Annotated in this window: 14 protein-coding genes; 10 read left to right on the top strand and 4 right to left on the bottom strand. The window is 67.7% G+C overall.

All coding sequences use genetic code 11. The features are described from left to right. Positions 1 to 6: 6 nt before the first annotated feature. The 4 genes from N440_RS15025 to N440_RS15010 all read left to right on the top strand — a co-directional run bounded on the left by N440_RS15025 (position 7) and on the right by N440_RS15010 (position 6,593). Complete coding sequence (locus tag N440_RS15025) at positions 7 to 1,035, top strand: SIS domain-containing protein (RefSeq protein ID WP_133935576.1); 1,029 nt, start codon at positions 7 to 9, stop codon at positions 1,033 to 1,035. Further along, positions 1,035 to 2,183: an N-acetylglucosamine-6-phosphate deacetylase gene (nagA, locus tag N440_RS15020; RefSeq protein ID WP_133935575.1), complete on the top strand. Its 1,149-nt coding sequence runs from the start codon at positions 1,035 to 1,037 to the stop codon at positions 2,181 to 2,183. Before N440_RS15025 ends, nagA begins: the two co-directional genes overlap by 1 nt. Continuing rightward, a complete protein-coding gene (locus N440_RS15015) occupies positions 2,183 to 3,250 on the top strand; it encodes a heparan-alpha-glucosaminide N-acetyltransferase domain-containing protein (protein ID WP_133935574.1) in 1,068 nt (355 codons plus the stop codon). The genes nagA and N440_RS15015 overlap by 1 nt, the downstream gene beginning before the upstream one ends. Before the next feature lie 313 nt (positions 3,251 to 3,563). Further along, complete coding sequence (locus N440_RS15010; protein WP_133935573.1) at positions 3,564 to 6,593, top strand: autotransporter outer membrane beta-barrel domain-containing protein; 3,030 nt, start codon at positions 3,564 to 3,566, stop codon at positions 6,591 to 6,593. A 179-nt stretch (positions 6,594 to 6,772) separates the two neighbouring features. Here N440_RS15010 and N440_RS15005 read toward each other — a convergent pair whose 3' ends face one another. After that, complete coding sequence (locus N440_RS15005) at positions 6,773 to 7,204, bottom strand: hypothetical protein (protein WP_133935572.1); 432 nt, start codon at positions 7,202 to 7,204, stop codon at positions 6,773 to 6,775. 374 nt (positions 7,205 to 7,578) lie between these two features. On the opposite strand from N440_RS15005, the gene N440_RS15000 reads away from it, so the two are divergent. The 3 genes from N440_RS15000 to N440_RS14990 are packed head-to-tail and all read left to right on the top strand — an operon-like array spanning position 7,579 to position 9,436. Beyond that, on the top strand, positions 7,579 to 8,613 hold the full coding sequence (locus N440_RS15000; protein ID WP_133935571.1) for a S41 family peptidase: 1,035 nt from the start codon (positions 7,579 to 7,581) through the stop codon (positions 8,611 to 8,613). A 3-nt stretch (positions 8,614 to 8,616) separates the two neighbouring features. Further along, positions 8,617 to 8,952, top strand: coding sequence for a hypothetical protein (locus tag N440_RS14995; RefSeq protein WP_133935570.1), 336 nt, complete (start codon positions 8,617 to 8,619; stop codon positions 8,950 to 8,952). Between the two features lie 49 nt (positions 8,953 to 9,001). After that, positions 9,002 to 9,436, top strand: coding sequence for an SseB family protein (locus tag N440_RS14990; RefSeq protein WP_006470037.1), 435 nt, complete (start codon positions 9,002 to 9,004; stop codon positions 9,434 to 9,436). Positions 9,437 to 9,778: 342 nt separating this feature from the next. Here N440_RS14990 and N440_RS14985 read toward each other — a convergent pair whose 3' ends face one another. The 3 genes from N440_RS14985 to N440_RS14975 all read right to left on the bottom strand — a co-directional run bounded on the left by N440_RS14985 (position 9,779) and on the right by N440_RS14975 (position 13,363). Continuing rightward, on the bottom strand, positions 9,779 to 10,999 hold the full coding sequence (locus N440_RS14985; protein ID WP_133935569.1) for a multifunctional CCA addition/repair protein: 1,221 nt from the start codon (positions 10,997 to 10,999) through the stop codon (positions 9,779 to 9,781). Positions 11,000 to 11,074: 75 nt separating this feature from the next. Further along, positions 11,075 to 11,311 (bottom strand): hypothetical protein, encoded by a 237-nt coding sequence (locus tag N440_RS14980; protein ID WP_008267778.1) that lies wholly within the window; start codon positions 11,309 to 11,311, stop codon positions 11,075 to 11,077. A 66-nt stretch (positions 11,312 to 11,377) separates the two neighbouring features. Next, positions 11,378 to 13,363 (bottom strand): transglycosylase SLT domain-containing protein, encoded by a 1,986-nt coding sequence (locus N440_RS14975; RefSeq protein WP_133935568.1) that lies wholly within the window; start codon positions 13,361 to 13,363, stop codon positions 11,378 to 11,380. A 151-nt stretch (positions 13,364 to 13,514) separates the two neighbouring features. On the opposite strand from N440_RS14975, the gene N440_RS14970 reads away from it, so the two are divergent. The 3 genes from N440_RS14970 to N440_RS14960 all read left to right on the top strand — a co-directional run bounded on the left by N440_RS14970 (position 13,515) and on the right by N440_RS14960 (position 17,304). Next, positions 13,515 to 13,922, top strand: coding sequence for a biopolymer transporter ExbD (locus tag N440_RS14970; protein ID WP_133935567.1), 408 nt, complete (start codon positions 13,515 to 13,517; stop codon positions 13,920 to 13,922). Between the two features lie 58 nt (positions 13,923 to 13,980). Beyond that, positions 13,981 to 14,211, top strand: coding sequence for a hypothetical protein (locus N440_RS14965; RefSeq protein ID WP_208322789.1), 231 nt, complete (start codon positions 13,981 to 13,983; stop codon positions 14,209 to 14,211). Between the two features lie 231 nt (positions 14,212 to 14,442). Further along, entirely contained in the window at positions 14,443 to 17,304 is a 2,862-nt protein-coding gene (locus N440_RS14960; protein WP_133935566.1) for a TonB-dependent receptor, read from the top strand. Positions 17,305 to 17,364: the final 60 nt, after the last annotated feature.

Here is a 17,364-nt window from a genome sequence, read left to right as displayed (position 1 = left end):
CCTGCCATGTCGCTGTCAGACCCCACTTCCACCCTGATGTTCGCCGAGGCCGCTGAAGCAGCCGACGTGGTCGCCCGCCAGTTCTCGCGCAACCACGCCACCCTGGAAACCCTGGCCGCCAGCCTGCGCGCGGCGCCGCCGCCGTTCGTGGTCACCTGCGCGCGTGGCAGCTCCGACCACGCCGCCACCTACGGCAAATACCTGCTGGAAACCCAGCTGGGCCTGGTGGTGGCCTCGGCCTCGCCGTCGGTGGGCTCGGTGTATGCCGCACCGCTGCAATTGCGCGGCGCACTGTTCATCGTCATCTCGCAGTCGGGCAAGAGCCCCGACCTGTTGCGCAATGCGGAAGCCGCCAAGGCGGCCGGTGCGCGCGTGATCGCGCTGGTCAACGTCGAGGATTCGCCGCTGGCGCAGCTGGCCGACACGGTCATTCCGCTGCATGCCGGTGCCGAGAAGAGCGTGGCGGCCACCAAGAGCTACCTGGCTTCGCTGGCTGCGCTGCTGCAGCTGGCCGCGTACTGGAAGCAGGACAGCAACCTGCGCGCGGCGCTGGACCTGTTGCCCGATGCCATGCGTGCGGCCTGGCAGTGCGACTGGAGTGCGGTGACCGAGGGTCTGGTCGAAGCCACCAACCTGTTCGTGCTCGGCCGTGGCCTGGGCCTGGGCGCGGCGCAGGAAGCCGCGCTGAAGTTCAAGGAAACCTGCAGCCTGCACGCCGAGGCCTACAGTTCGGCCGAGGTCAAGCACGGCCCGATGGCGCTGGTCGATCGTGGCTTCCCGGTGCTCGCCTTCGCGCAGCCGGACGAGACCGGCGCCGGTACCCGCGCAGTGGTCGATGAGTTCACCGCGCGCGGTGCGCAGGTGTGGATGGCTGGTGCCGGTGGCAACCTGCCGGTGGCGGCCGCGCCGCATCCGCTGTGCGCGCCGCTGCTGACCGTGCAGAGCTTCTACCGCGCGATCAACGCGCTGGCGCTGCGGCGTGGCTTCAACCCGGATCTGCCGCCGCACCTGAACAAGGTTACGGAGACGGTCTGATGGCCACGGTGCTGCGCAACGCCCGCATCCTTGCAGGCGATGAATTCCGCGACGATCTGGCGGTGGTGATCGAGCACGGCTGCATCAGTGCGCTGCTGCCCGATGCCGCGCCGCAGCTTGGCCAGGCCGCCGAGCAGGTGGACCTGGGAGGCGGCTGGCTGCTGCCCGGCTTCATCGACGTGCAGGTCAACGGCGGCGGCGGTGCGCTGTTCAACAACACGCCGGACGTAGCATCGCTGCGCACCATCGCGAAGGCGCACCGCCGTTTCGGTACCACCGCGATGCTGCCGACGCTGATCAGCGACGACGTGGGCGTGATGCGCGAGGCCATCGGTGCGATGCGCGAGGCCATCGCACAGGGCGTGCCGGGCGTGATCGGCATCCATCTGGAAGGCCCCTACCTCGCACCTGCGCGCAAGGGCACCCACGATGCCAGCAAGTTCCGCGTGCCGGACGAGGAAGAGATCGCGCTGGCCACCTCGCTCGACAACGGCGTGACCCTGCTGACGCTGGCGCCGGAACGCGTGCCGCTGGAGACCATCCGTGCGCTGGTCGAGCGTGGCGTGATCGTCGCCGCTGGGCATACCGCAGGCACCTACGAAGAGATCCGCGCCGGCCTGGATGCCGGCGTGCGTGGCTTCACCCATCTGTACAACGCGATGTCGCCATTGCAGGGCCGCGAACCCGGCGCAGTGGGCGCCGCGCTGGAAGACCGCGACAGCTGGATCGGCATCATCGTCGATGGCGTGCATGTGCATCCGGCCAGCCTGCGCGTGGCCCTGGCGGCCAAGCCGCGTGGCCGCCTGCTGCTGGTGACCGATGCGATGCCGCCGGTCGGTGCCGACGACCCGAGCTATGTGCTGTACGGCGAAACCATCACTGCCATCGACGGCGTGGTCCGCAACGCTGCAGGTGCATTGGCCGGGTCGGCGCTGGACATGGCCACCGCGGTGCGCAACACGGTGCAGCTGCTCGGCCAGCCGCTGGCCGAAGCCGCGCGCATGGCCTCGACCTATCCGGCGCAGTTCCTCAATGTCGATGACCGCCTCGGCCACATCGCAGAGGGCTACCAGGCAGACCTGGTGCTGCTGGATGACGCCCTGCAGGTGCGCGGCACCTGGATCGCCGGACAGTACGAGGCCGCCTGATGAACGCTACGCCGCCACGCCGGCTGGGCTCGATCGATGCTCTGCGCGGCATCACCGTGGCGGCGATGCTGCTGGTCAACAATCCGGGCGACTGGAGCGCGGTGTTTGCGCCGTTGCGCCATTCGGATTGGCACGGCTGCACGCCCACCGATCTGGTGTTCCCGTTCTTCCTGTTCCTGGTCGGTGTGTCGATGGCCTTCAGCGTGGCACCGCGCGCGCTGGACGCGTCGGTCCGCCCTGCGTTGGCGCGTGGCGTGCTGGAGCGCGCGCTGCGCATCCTGCTGGCCGGTGCGCTGTTGCATCTGTTGATCTGGTGGGCGCTGGATACACACCATTTCCGTATCTGGGGCGTGCTGCAACGCATCGCGGTGTGTGCGGCGCTGGTGGGCGTGCTGGCGGTGTATGCGCGGCCGCGCGTGCAGGCGGCCGTGCTGGTCACGCTGCTGGTGGGGTACACCGTACTGCTGCTGGGCATCGGCGATCTGGCGCCGTGGACCAATCCGGCCAGCCGTCTGGATACCACGCTGTTCGCCCCGTGGATCTACCAGTGGCACGCCGATACCGGGCTTGGCCATGACCCGGAAGGATTGCTGAGCACCCTGGGTGCCCTGGCCAGCACCGTGCTCGGCCTGTTGGCCGGCGGCCTGCTGCGCAACGGGCGTTCGGCGGCCCTGGCCGGGCTGGGCGTGGCAACCGCTGTGCTCGGGTTGCTGCTGGCCACCGTGCTGCCGTTGAACAAGCAGCTGTGGACGCCCAGCTATGTGTTGTGGACCGGTGGCCTTGCCGCGCTGGCGCTGTGGCTGGGCCACGTGCTGATCGACCGCAAGGGTTGGCCCGCGCTGGGGCGGCGCTTCGGGGTCAATGCGATCACCGCCTATCTTGGCGCGTCGGTCATGTCGGTGGTACTGATGGCCACTGGCGCCTGGGGCTGGATCTGGCAGCAGCTGGCCCATGCGATGCCGCAGGCGCTGGAGCTGGCATCGATGCTGCAGGCAGTGGCGTTCGTCGCGCTGTGGTGGGGCGTGGCATGGTGGTTGGACCGGCGGAAGATCTACCTGAAGATCTGACCCGCCTCATCCACGCATGGCGTGGATCTACTGGTGCGGTTGGGCCTCATCCACGCATGGTGTGGATCGTCCGGGATGCGCGTGTTGGTTCAGTAGATCCACGCCCTGCGTGGATGCTCTTCTCGCTACTGGTGGCCTCCAGAAAAATGAATGGTTTCAGTCACGTAGAGACCAGGTGAGAATCGCTCGAGTTCGCAATTGAAGTGTGATCACTGGCATGTAAATTCACCTGTCGAAACCATTCACGACAGGGCAGACTGCATTCGCAGTACCGCATATCCGCAGTTCCTGATCCCCTGTCCAGGAGTGCTGTATGTCCCGTGCCGTCCCGCGCGTGTTTCGTCCGCGTCGCCTCACCATTTCCGTGCTGCAGGCCCTGGCCGTTCCCTCCGTCATGCTGATGACCGCCAGCGTCGCCTGGGCCGGCTGTGATTCCATCGCGCCCGTTGCCGGCCAGACGGTCACCTGCAGCGCCAGTGCGCCCAACCCGCAGACCGTTCCCATCGCTGCCAGCGGCGCGGCTGGCATCACCGTCAACGTTGCCAGCAGCGCCCAGCTGCAGCAGAGCGGTGGCGGTTCCGCCATTGCGCTGGTCGGTGCGGGGGGGCACCTGCTGTCCAACCAGGGCGCGATCAGTTCGGTCAACGGCGTGGCGGTGCAGCTCGGCGGCGGCAGCCGCGTCGAGAACCTTGGCAGCATCAGCACGGGCAACAACATCGCCTTGCAGTTCGTCGGTAATGGTGACAGCGTGCTGGTCAACCGCGGAACGATCAGTGGCGGAACCGGCGTGCAGTTCGGTGCCGGCAATGATCGCCTGGAGATGCAGGCCGGCAGCATCACCGGCGGCGTCCTGCAGGGCGATGGCAACGATGTGCTGCTGCTCAACGACGGCACCCTCGATCGTGTCGACCAGGGCAGCGGCGATGACCAGATGACGGTCACCGGCGGCACCATCACCGGCGTGGTCGCACAGGGCAGTGGCCGCGACGATTTCGTCATGACCGGCGGCACCGTCGGCGCCCTGCAGCAGGGCGACAACATCGACACCTTCCGCATGAGTGGTGGCCGCATCATCGGTGCCTTCGAAGATGGCGACCGGGCCTGGATGACCGGTGGCCGCATCGGCCGGGTCAACATGAAGCTGGACAAGAACCTGTGGGACATGTCCGGCGGTACCGTGGACGGCAACGTGGTGACCGGCTTCGACACCGACACCATCATCATTTCGGGCACGGCCTACATCGGCGGCAACATCAGCGTCAGCGGCGGGGCCGACAGCGTGACCATCACTGATGGCACCGTGCGCGGCCAGGTGCTGCTCAGCACCGGCAATGACACGTTCAACTGGACCGATGGCGGCATCGTCTACGGTGCGATCGACATGGGCCCGGATGACGACGTTGCGAACCTGGCCAACCTCACCCAGACCCACGTCGGTGCAGTCCCCCTGTTCGACGGCGGCAGCGGGACCGACCAGCTCAACCTCACCAACGTCAAGACCACGGGGGTGGGGCGCTTCCAGAACTGGGAAACGATCAACCTGGCCAGCAGCACCGAACTGACCTTCGATGGCGCTCTGGTGCTGGGCGATGCCGGCACCGGCACCGGTACGCTCACCGTCGACGACACCAGCACGCTGTTCGCTGGCGGCGGCAACTACGCGATTCGCCCGTTCGCGGCATCGGGCCTGGTCAACGTGGTCAATGCCGGGCGCATCGATCTGACCAACACCGGTAGTGCTGGCGATGCCTTCACCGTGCGTGGCAATTACCGCGGAGACGGTGGCGGCGTGTACCTGAAGACGGTGCTGGGGGCGGATGATTCGGCCAGTGACAAGCTGGTGTTCGACGGCGGCACGGCCACCGGCAGCACCGGCATCGGCATCCTCAATGTGGGTGGCGGCGGTGCGGCGACCCGTACCGACGGCATTCTGGTGGTGCAGGCATTGAATGGCGCCACCACCGCACCGGGCGCATTCTCGCTGTTCGCGCCCGTGGCGGCCGGTGCCTACGAGTACTTCCTGTTCAAGGGCGGGGTCAGCGCGGGTACCGGCGAGAACTGGTACCTGCGCTCGACGCTGGTGCAGGGGCCAACACCGGCGCCCAATGGCGGCGCTACCGTCACGCCGCCACCGCCGACACCGCCGGTGGTCGCGCCGCCGCCGATCACGCCGGCGCCACCCCCGCCGCCGGAAGGTGCCACCGATCCGGACCTGACCGCCGGCGAGACTGCGCCACCGCCACCGCCGCCGGCGCCACCCCCGGCGCCGCCGCCGACCGATCCTGAAGTGCCCGAGGTGCCGGTGGCGGGTGGCAGCCTGCCCGGCACCGGCGCGCCGCCGACACCGGATGCGCGCCCGGCAGAAGGGGCCGTGGTGCCGCTGTACCGCGTGGAGACCGCCACCTACGCGGTGGTGCCACCCCTGCTGCGCGAGGCATCTCTGGCCAGCCTCGGCACGTTCCACGAACGGCAGGGCGAGCAGCGCCTGCTGTACAGCCAGGGCAGCCTGCGCACGGCGTGGGGGCGGCTGGTCGGGCAGAGCAGCGAGATTCACTGGAAGGGCGACGCGCAGCCCGGGTTCGACGGCGATGTGATGGGCCTGCAGGCCGGTCTTGATGTGTGGGCCGCGGCCAACGACAACCATCGCAACCAGATCGGCGTGTTTGTCGGCCGCACCCGCGCACAGGGCAAGACCACCGGCCTGGCGCTGGGCTGGGAAAACGTGCAGGTGGGCCAGAACCGGCTGGATGACAAGCACGTAGGCCTGTACTGGACGCTCACCGACAGCAACGGTGGCTACATCGATGCAGTGGCGATGCAGAGCCGTTACGACGGTCGCGTGCGTTCCTCGCGCGGGCTGGGCTTCGGCATCAAGGGCGATGGCACCAGTGTGTCGGTGGAGGCCGGCAAGCCGCTGCTGCAGTTCGGCCAGTCGGCCTGGTGGCTGGAACCGCAGGTACAGGTGATCTGGCAGCGCACGGCGCTGGATGACCGTCGCGATGCGGTGTCGAGCGTGCGCTTCGACAACGACAACGCCTGGACCGGCCGCATCGGCCTGCGCCTGGCCGGTGACTACCAGTTGGCCGACAACGGTTGGCAGCCGTACTTCAAGCTCAATTACTGGCACGGCCGCTCCGGGGAGGACCGCATCCGCTTCGACGACGACGTGATCGTCAATTCGCAGCGCTCGCGCGCACTGGAAGCCGGCGTGGGCGTGGTCGGGCGCTTCAACCGCACCATCAGCGCCTACGCGGTGGCCGATTACACCCGCGAACTGGGCGGCGACCGCAACGAGAAGCGCCGCATCATCGAAGGCAACATCGGCCTGCGCGCGGACTGGTGACGGCCGCGCGCCCGGGTGGGTGCCGACCTCGGTCGGCACTCACCCATCACCGCCATGATGCGCTCTGGATTCCAATCCGCTCTGGATTCCAACCGGCGCCATGACCTGCTCCGGGTTCCAACCGACGCCATAATCTGCTCTGGTGGGTGTCGACCTTGGTCGACACGAATCCATCGGCGTCACGATCCCGCGCGTGCACCCGGTGCCACCAACCCACCCGCATGATCGGCCAGCACCACCACCGCATGCAGCAGGCCTTCCTCCACCTGCGGCGGGCACTGCGTGGCCACATCATCCATCTCGCGCGCCGACTGCGCCGCCAGCAACACACCCCCACAGGCGGATACCGCCGCGAGGCACCGCGTGGCCTCGGCCAGTTCCCGGCCACGCGCCTCGCTGAGGTTCCGTTCGCGCCAGGCCCAGCCATCGGCAGCGTGGCTTTGCGTGATACCACGCAACCGGGCGAAGAAGGCCGACGGCGCGGCATCGCCATCGCCCTCGCACAATGCGTCTTCCAGCGCTTCAGCCACGGGAGTGGGCAGCGCCAGGCCGGGCAGGGCGTCGCCCAGCAGGGCGTGCAGGTGTGGATAGGCGGGATAGGGCGTGTTCATGGCAGCAACCTCACAGGGCAAGGCCACCTGCGGGATGCAAGGTGGCGGGCGGTGCGGGTTGGCGTGCCGGTCAAAATCGAAGCGAAAAAAGCCGACGGATCACGAGGATCCCCACGCACCGCCCGCCATGGGCGAGCCGGTGCATTGTCGCGATTGCCGTTGAGGCGGCAACTCGATCGCTTCGATGTTTGATTCAGGACGCCAATCCCGGCCAGCGCAAAGCGCGCCGGCAGAGCCACCTTCGCGCTTATGCTCAAGCGACAACATGGGCAAAGTTGTAAATGCTGTTGTGCGCGGCGCGTGCCAAAGCCGACATACAACGACAGCGGCAAGCGCGTATGCTGCGCTACTCATCCACGACGAAGGAACGTCGAATGCCGCTTGATCTCCGCGTGATCGCCGCTGCACTGGGCGCCCTGTTCTGCAGCAGCGCACAGGCCGCCGCCCCGGCCGCCATCGACCTGCCGACAGCACAGGCGCAGGCCCAGTTGCTGGACATGCTGGAGAAGGAGTCGCTGTACCGCGACCGCGTGGACTGGCCGGCCATCCGTACGCGCCTGAAGGCGGCGCAGAACGATCCGGCGCAGGCCCGCGCGGTGCTGCAGGAGGCCACCGGCCGCAGTTCCGGCGGGCATGGCGCGTGGATCAGCGCCAAGCAGTTGCAGGCGAAGGCAGAGCGCCTGGCACGCGCCAATGGCGCAGTGACGCCGGCGCCGAGTACAGCGATTGCTTCGGTCGAAGCGCTGGACCCGCGCATCGGCCGGGTCGAAATCGGGGGCTACAGCGTCATGCAGGGCCCCACCGCGCACCAGCAGATGAAGGAACGTGCGCAGCGCTGGCAGGCGATCATCCGGGACCAGGACGGCCGCCATCGTTGCGGCTGGATCGTTGATCTGCGTGGCAACACCGGCGGCAACATGTGGCCGATGCTGCTGGGCGCAGCGCCACTGCTGCGCGCCACGCCCGGCGCCGACGAGGACGTGGGGTCCTTCGCCGCCGCGGATGGTCCCACGCGCTGGCAGCTGACACCGTCCAGCGTGCGTCTTGGAGAGCGCGTGCGGGTCGATCTCGGTGGGGCCGGTTATCTGCTGAAACACCCAGGCGCGCCGGTGGCGGTGTTGACCGGACCGCGTACCGCCAGTTCCGGCGAGGCGACCGTGCTTGCTTTCCGCGGTCGCCCGCAGACGCGCAGTTTCGGCCAACCCACCTCGGGGCTGTCCACTGCCAACGTGATGCGGCCGCTGGTCGATGGCAGCGCACTGCTGCTGACCACCAGCGTGATGCAGGATCGCAATGGCCAGGGGGATGGGCTGAAGATCGAACCGGACCAGCGCACCGACAGCGATGCCGCCACGTTGGCGGCGGCGCAGCAGTGGTTGCTGCAGCAGCCCGCCTGCCAGGCGCGCTGATCCATGATCCTGATCGGCCAGCAGGAACGGGTGGTGATCGTCGGCCCCACCGAAGCGCATCACTGCCTGCGCTGCCAGACCGAAACCGAGTTCGCGCCGCAGCTGCGCTACAGGATGGCGCGCATCGACCTGCTGTTCGGCTTCGCCTACCAGCGCCGTTACGAGCTGGCCTGCACCCGGTGCGAGCACGGCTGGTTACTGGACACCGAAACCATGGACCAGCAGCTGGGTGGGGTGCCGATCCCGTGGCGGCACCGCTTCGGCCTGCCGCTGATGCTGGTGGTCGTGGCTGGCCTGGCCCTGCTGGGCTGGCTGTGGCGGCATGGATTCATCGGTTGAACGCCGGGGCTGTTAAAGTCTGCCCTGCAATCACGTACCGGAACCGACCATGGACCACGACACCCCGTTCGAACCCCTCAACGACCTCGAGGTGCGCCTGCTGCAGGCCCAGGACGGGACGCTGACCGCATCGCAGTTCCTCGATGGCCTGTTGACCTCGACGGCGTTCGTGCTGCTGGACAAGGCCATCGGCGAAGACGGCGCCTGGGATGAGAGCATCTCGCCGCTGGTGCTGACCAGCGAGAGCGGCGAACCGATGTTCGCGGTGTTCACCTCGCCCGAGCGCGCCGGCCTGTGGCACGAGCAGCTGCCGCAGTTTGCCCATGCCATGCCGATCGCGGTGCACGCGCTGCTGGCCGGTATCGGCGACGGTGTCGGCCTGGTGCTGAACCCGGGTCTGGACGTGGGCATGGAGATGATTCCCGATGCCGTGGCCCAGCTGAAGCAGCGCGCGGCGGCGATCACGCGTGGCATGGCGCACTGAATCGAGCGATATCGGGGTGCCGGCCAGCGGCCGGCACTACCCGTGGTGCCAGATGGCTGCGATGGCTTGCAAGCGCGGTCTGTTCGATGGAGAAGAGCACCGTGGGCAAGCGTTTTAACCGATCGCTATGGGTCTATGAGATCGGCCTTCTTGTGGGCTTGATACTGGCAGCTGCCTTCATTACCCGGTTCAATCCGGTGGAGACGCTCCGGCTGGGTGGATGGCTGTTCCTCTTGATGCAACCCATCCTGTTGGGTGCTCATGCTGTCGACCACTTCTCGCGCAGGCGCCGTCGATAGACGGGCGATGGGTGCCGGCCAGCGCCCGGTAGGACCAGATGCTTCAGCGGGCGGCGGCGATGGCTTTCACCCGCGCCCTGGCCAGTGCTTCGCCAATGGCCGGTCCCTTCAGATGGGTGGTATCCAGATCCCGTGCCTGCACTGACAGAGCGGCCCGGTGCAGACGCTTGAGCGTTTCGCCCTGTGGGTAGTCGGCGTCCTCAAATCCGAGCCGGCCGCGCTTGTCGGCCTCGCAGCACAGCGCGATGCGGGCCACGCGCTCGGGCCGGCGCAATGCGTCGCAGCGGCCCAGCAGCTCCAGCACGGTGACATCACGTAGTTCATCGATGCGGTGCACGTTCAAGTGCTCGCGGCAGACCGCTTCGGCCACTTGCTGGTGCTCGGTGGGGATCTTCAGCCGCGCGCATAGTGCCTTCAGTGGCTTGATGCCGCGCTGCTCGTGCATGATGTGGCGCGGCCATTCGTCCGGCGGCGTCAGACCCTTGCCGAGGTCGTGGGTGAGGGCGGCGAAGCCGACCAGGTCATCACCCGGCGCCAGTTTCGCGGCCATGTCGCTGACCATTTCCTGGTGGATGCCGGTGTCGACCTCCGGGTGGAACTGCGCGCGCTGCGGCACGCCGTACAGCGCTTCCAGCTCGGGCAGGATCGGGCCCAGCGCATGCGCGTCGTGCAGCGTGCGCAGGAAGGCAGAGGGCCGTTCACTGGCCAGCGCCTTGCGCAGTTCCTGCCACACTCGCTCCGGCACCAGTGCATCCAGTTCGCCACTGGCGGCGACCTCGCGCATCAGCGCCATGGTCTCGTCGGCGACGGTGAAGCCCAGTGGCGCGAAACGCGCCATGAAGCGCGCCGCGCGCAGCACGCGCAAGGGATCTTCGACGAACGCAGGGCCGACGTGGCGCAGCACGCGCTGCTCAAGATCACGCACGCCGCGGTAAGGATCAACCAGCGCGCCGGTGACTTCGTCGCAGGCAATGGCGTTGATGGTGAAGTCGCGGCGCTGCAGGTCCTCTTCCAGCGTCACCGCTGGATCGGCATCGACCACGAAGCCGCGATAGCCGCGACCGGATTTGCGCTCGGTGCGTGCCAGTGCGTATTCCTCGCCGGTCTGCGGGTGCAGGAATACCGGGAAATCGCGGCCCACCGCAGTGTAGCCCTGCGCTTCCATCTGCGCGGGCGTGGCACCGACGACCACCCAATCGCGGTCGCCGGCGGGGCGCTGCAGCAGGCGGTCGCGCACGGCGCCGCCGACAAGATAGATCTTCATGGTGGGATGATCGCATGGTCGGCGCAGATGCACCGGTAGTGCCGGCCAGCGGCCGGCACTACCCATGCAGGGGCATTACGGAAGGCCGCGCCACTCCGGCACGAACAGGCCGGCCAGGAACCACAGCCCGTAGACGATCCACAGGCAGAGGAAATACAGCTTGATCTGCGCTTCGTCCCACAGGCTGCCCCAGCTGTCGACGAAGGCCAGCGACTTCCAGCCTTCCATCCAGGCCGCGCCACCCCAGCGCAGCACCCAGGTAGCGAACAGGCTCCAGGCGGCGAACATCCCGATCCAGGCCAGCAGGCTCATCGTTTCCCTCCCCAGGGAGTGGATACCGGGGAGTGCCGGCCAGCGGCCGGCACTCCCGTGTTGCGATCAATCGCCGCCCTGATCGGCGTTGGCGGCGCAGCTGAAGCTCTTGCGCTTGTCGACCAGGCGGCCCATCAGGCGGTCGCTCAGCGGCAGCGCATCGCCGTTGAGGCGCCAGTCGTAGATCACGCTGAAGGCCAGCACGCGGGCCACGTACTCGCGGGTTTCCTTGTAGCTGATCGTTTCGATCCACAGGTCCGGATCGAAGCCCGGTCGCTGGCCCTGCCAGCGGGCGGTCGGAGTCGGGCCGGCGTTGTAGGCGGCGATGGTTACATAGGGCAGGCCGTCGTACTTGTTCATCAGCTGGCGCAGGTACGCGGTACCGATGGCGATGTTGGTGTCCGGGTCGTACAGGCTGTCGGCGCCGCCGTAGCCGGTCAGGCCGATCGACTTGGCCACGCCGGCACCGGTGGCCGGCAGCACCTGCATCAGGCCCATTGCGTTGGCAGGCGAACGCGCGCGCGGGGTGAAGGTGCTCTCCGCGCGGATTTCCGCCGCCACCCAGGCCGGGTCGATGGCGTTGCGTGCCGATTCGCGGCGGATGGTGGCGTCGTGGTGCAGCGGGAAACGCAGGTCGTACAGGCGCTGTTCCTGCGGCTGCTTGCCAAGTGCGAACACGGCGCGGTCGAACCAGCCGTTGTCCTGCGCCACGCGCACGGCAAGGCGGCGCTGGGTGTCATCGAAACGCGACAGTGCGCTGTTCCATTCGGCCACGGCCCAACCGGTGCGGTCGATCTGGTACAGCGCCATCGCGCGCTGGATGGCCGGGTCGCGCGCGATCACGGCCTGCGCCTGCGCGCTGTCGTTCGGCTTCCACGGGCACAGCGTATAGCCCTGCTGCAGCTTGTCGGCGGCGAGGAAGCCGTGGAAGGTGGGGGCGCGCGCGGCATCGCGGAACAGCGCCTGGGCCTGCGATGCCTGGCCGGTCTTCTCCAGCATCCGGCCTTCGAAGTAGCGCCAGCGCGGGTCGCTGCGTTGCTTGCTGCCCATCTTGCGCAGCGCGGTCAGCGCCGCCGGCCAATCGCCACGCGACATGGCCTCGCGCACGCGCCATTCGTGCAACCGCTCGTCATACGCCGACTCCGGCACCGCATTGAGGCGGCGCGCCGACTCCGGCAGATAGGAGGCGACCGTCCACAGCGCGATCTGGTACAGCACCTGGCCCTGCTGGTCGGCACTCAGGCCGAGGGCCTGCGCGTACTGCGGCAGCTGCTGCTCGGTGGCGCCCGGGTCGGCCTTGGCCAGCTTGGCCAGGCCATCGGTGGCGATGCGCCGGCTGCGCTCGTTGCGCGGCCAGTTCAGTGCGCTGGCGTTGGGCTTGTCGACGAAGGCGGCGTACGTGTTGGCCAGTGCCAGGTCGGTGGCGGGCAGGCCGCGCGCCGCACTGCGCATCACCGCCGGCTGCTGCGCGTCGGCGGCGGCGTCGATGCGTTCCCAGCGCAGGGCGTCACTCAGCCCGCCCTGCGCCTGCAGCACGGCGAAAACCGCATCGCAGCCGTCGGGCAGCGACTTGCCGTTCTTGCGCCACAGGTCCTGTGCCTCGCTGATCCACTGCGGATCGACCTTGCCGGTCACCTGGCGCGCGGTCAGCTGGGCGCAGCGCAGGCCGGCGTTGTCGGTCGGTGCCCAGTTGGCGAGCAGGGTCGGCCAGTCCTGGCGGCGCGCGACCGAGGGCAGCCACACGCTGCGGAAGGTGGTGGCCACGGCCTGGCCGTCGTAGCGCTTGAGGAAGGCCTGTGCCTGTGCGGTATCGACGGTGTCGATGTTGCGGCGCAGGTTGGCGTATTCCAGCCAGCCATAGGCCGGGTGGCGGCTGAGCGCACCGGCCTGGCCGGGATCGAACTGGCCGCGCTCGGCGGCAGCGATGGCGGCTTTCAGCTGCGCATTCTGGGCATCGAGGGACTGGGCATTGGCGCAGCCGATCAGCAGCGTGGTGGCCAAGGGCAGCAGGGACAGGGCGGTCGAAGAGCGTCGGGTCATGGCGTCCAGCATAGCGGGCGCTGGCTGAATTCAGTTTCGCATTGTGTGCACGCGGCAGCTCGGCAACGGCAGCTGAATGTTCCGGATACCGGCACTGCCATCCGGGGCGGCACGCGCCGTAGTGTCGGCCTTGGGCGAACGGCCCGGCTGCAGGGAGCGGCACATGGCGTTCAGTAGCGAAGGACGAAGCGGCCCACTGGCGGAGATCAATGTCACGCCACTGGTGGATGTGATGCTGGTGCTGTTGATCATCTTCATCGTGACCGCGCCGATCGTGGCCCGGCCGATTGCCGTGCAGTTGCCACAGACCACCGATCGCACGATCGATCGCCCCGAACCGCCACCGCCGATCGAGCTGCGCCTGGATGCGTCCAACCAGCTGAGCTGGGACGGGCAACCGATGGCGATCAGCGATCTGCAGGCGCGCCTGCAGGCGCAGGCGGGCGAGCACGCCGGCAACCTGCCGGAGCTGCGTATCGCCACCGATCCGGCGGCCGAATACGAAGGCATGGCCAGGATCCTCGCCGCCGCCGAGGCGACCGGCATGCAGCGCATCGCCTTCGTGCGGTGAGTGGATCAACGGGCGGCCTGCCATCGGCAGGCCGCCCTTCCTGGATGCCGCAGGGGGCATGTTCCTGAAGGGACAACCGCTGGATATGCCGGCGCTGCAGCAGGTGCTGGCGCAGGCGCAGCAGCTGCCACTTCCGCGTCGCCCGGCGGTGCGCCTGTCGACCGACGACGACACCGATTACCAGGACATGGCGCGTGTGCTGCTGGCTGTCAGCCAGCGCGGCCTGCGCGTGGACGCACTCGGCCGCCCTTGGCGGCACTGGCAAGACGGCTTGATGGAAGACGGTTGATCTCGGCGCACGCTGTCGCAGCTGGCATTTGTGCTGCGCACAGCGAACAGTACCGTCCGGTCTTAATCTGTCGTCATTTGACGCAAGCGGCCGTCAATTGCGTCAATTCCGCGTGAAAGAGTGTCGATCATCACGCCGTGATTTTTACCGCTTGTTTACAAAGGAGACGCTGCCGCCATGCAGGGGGAGCGCGGCAGCCAATGTCCCGACATTCCTTTGGAGAGAGAGCGAATGATTCACCTGCATCACCGCCCGTTGGCGGTTGCCGTCGCGCTGTGCGTGACGGCCCTGGCACCGCTGGGTGCCGCTGCACAATCCACCACCAACCTCGATGCGGTGGAAGTCACCGGTACCCGCATCAAGCGCGCTGAAGTCGAAGGCCAGGTGCCGATCCAGACGCTGACCCGCGGTGACATCGAGCGCACCGGCCTGACCTCGATCGGCGAGGTGCTGCAGCAGCTCACCGGGTCCGGTTCGGCGCTCAACGCCAAGTTCAATTCGTCCGGCAACTTCGGCTTCCCGCCCGATGGCAGTGGCGTGGGCGCCGGTTCGGCGCAGGTCGATCTTCGTCATCTGGGCGCCAAGCGCGTGCTGGTGCTGGTCGATGGCATCCGCTGGGTCAATGAATCGTCCGCGTCCGGCGTGGGCTCGGCCACCGACCTCAACACCATTCCGCTGGCCATCGTCGAACGCATCGAAGTGCTGGAGGATGGCGCGTCGTCGCTGTACGGCTCCGACGCCATTGCCGGCGTGGTCAACATCATCACCCGCCGCGATTTCGATGGCGGCCAGGTGACGCTGAACTACGGCGAATACAGCAAGGGCGACGGCGCGCAGAAGGGCGTTGACCTGGCCTGGGGAAAGAGCGGCGATCGCTTCAGCCTGTTCCTGGGCGCCAGCTGGACCAAGCAGGACCCGGTGTTCGCCAAGGACCGCGAGCAGTCGCGCTTCCCGATTCCGGGCACCGGCCTGGCGTTCGGCAGCGGCGGCATTCCGCAGGGCCGCTTCGCCTTCGTCGATCCGAACACCGGCGCCTCGCAGAACATCGTGCCCAATACCGGCGTGAGCAATCCGCGTTACGACGGCAGCGCCGGCTGCAACCGCACCGACGACTACCATTGCTTCACAAGCGCCGACCGCTTCAACTTCGCCGAATACAACATGGTGCTGACGCCGTCGGAGCGCAAAGGCCTGTTCGGCCAGTTCCGCTTCGACATCACCGACAACGTGCAGTGGTACGTCAAGGCACTGGGCAACCGCCGCGAGTCGACCAACCAGGCCGGGCCGGAGCCGCTGTTCTTCGGCCCCGACGGTGCGACCGGCAATCCGCTGGCCGACAACATCGTGGTCTCGCGCCTGAACCCGTACAACCCGTTCGGCTTCGATCTGGTGTCCGGCGACAACATGAGCCTGATCGGCCGCCGCCCGGTGGAAGGCGGTGCGCGCGTGTTCAAGCAGAAGGTGGACACCACCTACTTCGCCACCGGCCTGGTCGGCGACTTCCATGCCGCCGACCGCAGCTGGTACTGGGACGTCAACGGCATGTACAGCAAGAACAAGGCCGAACAGACCAACTACGGCAGCTATGACATCTACAAGGTGAACATGGCGCTGGGCGATCCGGCGGTGTGTGCGGCGACCCCGGGCTGCGTGCCGCTGAACATCTTCGGTGGCGTCGGCTCGATCACCCCGGACATGCTGAAGTGGATCCAGCCGGTGGTGCGCGACCGCAGCCAGAACGAACTGAGCCTGTTCACCGCCAACCTGTCCAGCGAACTGTTCTCGCTGCCGGCCGGCCCGGTGTCCTTCGCCACCGGCGTCGAGCATCGCAGGTACAAGGGGTCCTACCAGCCCGATCCGTTGACGGTGATCGGCCACTACAACGGCGTACCGTCGCAGCCGACCTCCGGCTCCTATGACGTCAACGAGGCCTACCTGGAGCTGAGCGTGCCGATCTTCGCCGACTCGCCGTTCGGCAAGAAGCTGGACCTGAGCCTGGCCGGGCGCTACTCGGATTACTCCACCTTCGGTGGCGAGTTCACGCCGAAGTACGGCCTGCGCTGGCAGGTGACCGACGACTTCGTGCTGCGCACAACTTATGCCGAAGGCTTCCGCGCACCATCGATCGGTGAACTGTACGGCTCGGCGGCGCGTGCCGACCTGCAGCTGTTCGATCCGTGCTCGGTGGGCCTGGGTGGCACGCCGCCGCGTGGCAGTGCGGCCAACTGTGCCGCGCTGGGCGTACCGGCCGGCTTCCAGCAGGCCAACTCGCAGATCTCGGTGACCACCGGCGGCAACCGCGAGCTGGACCCGGAACGTTCGCGCAGCTTCAGCGCCGGCTTCGTGTGGAGCCCGTGGTTCGGCAACAACGCGTCGTGGTCGGAGCGCTTCGATGTGGAGGTGACCTTCTACCGTCATGCCATCGACGGCGCGATCCAGGCGATCAACGCGCAGACCCAGCTGGACCTGTGCGTGGATACGCTGGACCCGATCTACTGCAATGGCATCACCCGTGCCAGCACCGGTGCGGTCAGCAGCTTCAACAACCGCCTGACCAACCTGGGTTCGATCAAGACCGATGGCTGGGACGTGGATCTGTTCTGGACGTTGCCGCAGACCTCCATCGGCCAGTTCAAGCTGGCCTGGAAGAACACTTTCGTCGGCCGTTACGAGGCCACCGGTGCGGCCGGGCAGAAGCAGCCGCAGAAGCCCGGCGTGGAAGTGGCCGACAGTTCGATTCCGGAGTGGACCAGCAACGCCAGCATCGCCTGGACGATGGATCGCTGGAGCGCCAACTGGACGGTGCGCCACATCTCCGAGCTGACCGAGAACTGCGGCGATGCTGCGGTGTTCCCGGTGTGCAGCAACCAGGCTGCCGGCACCAACACGCTGTCGGCCACCACCTTCCACGACATGCAGGTGGGCTACAAGATCGACTGGATGAAGGGGCTGCAGCTGACCGCTGGCCTGAACAACGTGTTCGACAAGGATCCGCCGATCTGCCTGTCGTGCTCGTTGAACGGCTACGACGCCTCGACCTACGACATCCCGCGTGGCCGCTACTGGTACCTGCGCGCGGACCTGCGCTTCTGACGGCTGGATGCCGCGCCGGGATCCTCCCGGCGCGGCGCTCGACGCTACGGAACGCACGGC

Origin of the sequence: Stenotrophomonas sp. CC22-02 (assembly GCF_004365115.1) — a bacterium.
GTDB lineage: Bacteria > Pseudomonadota > Gammaproteobacteria > Xanthomonadales > Xanthomonadaceae > Stenotrophomonas > Stenotrophomonas forensis.
This window is presented reverse-complemented; position numbering and strand designations above follow the sequence as displayed.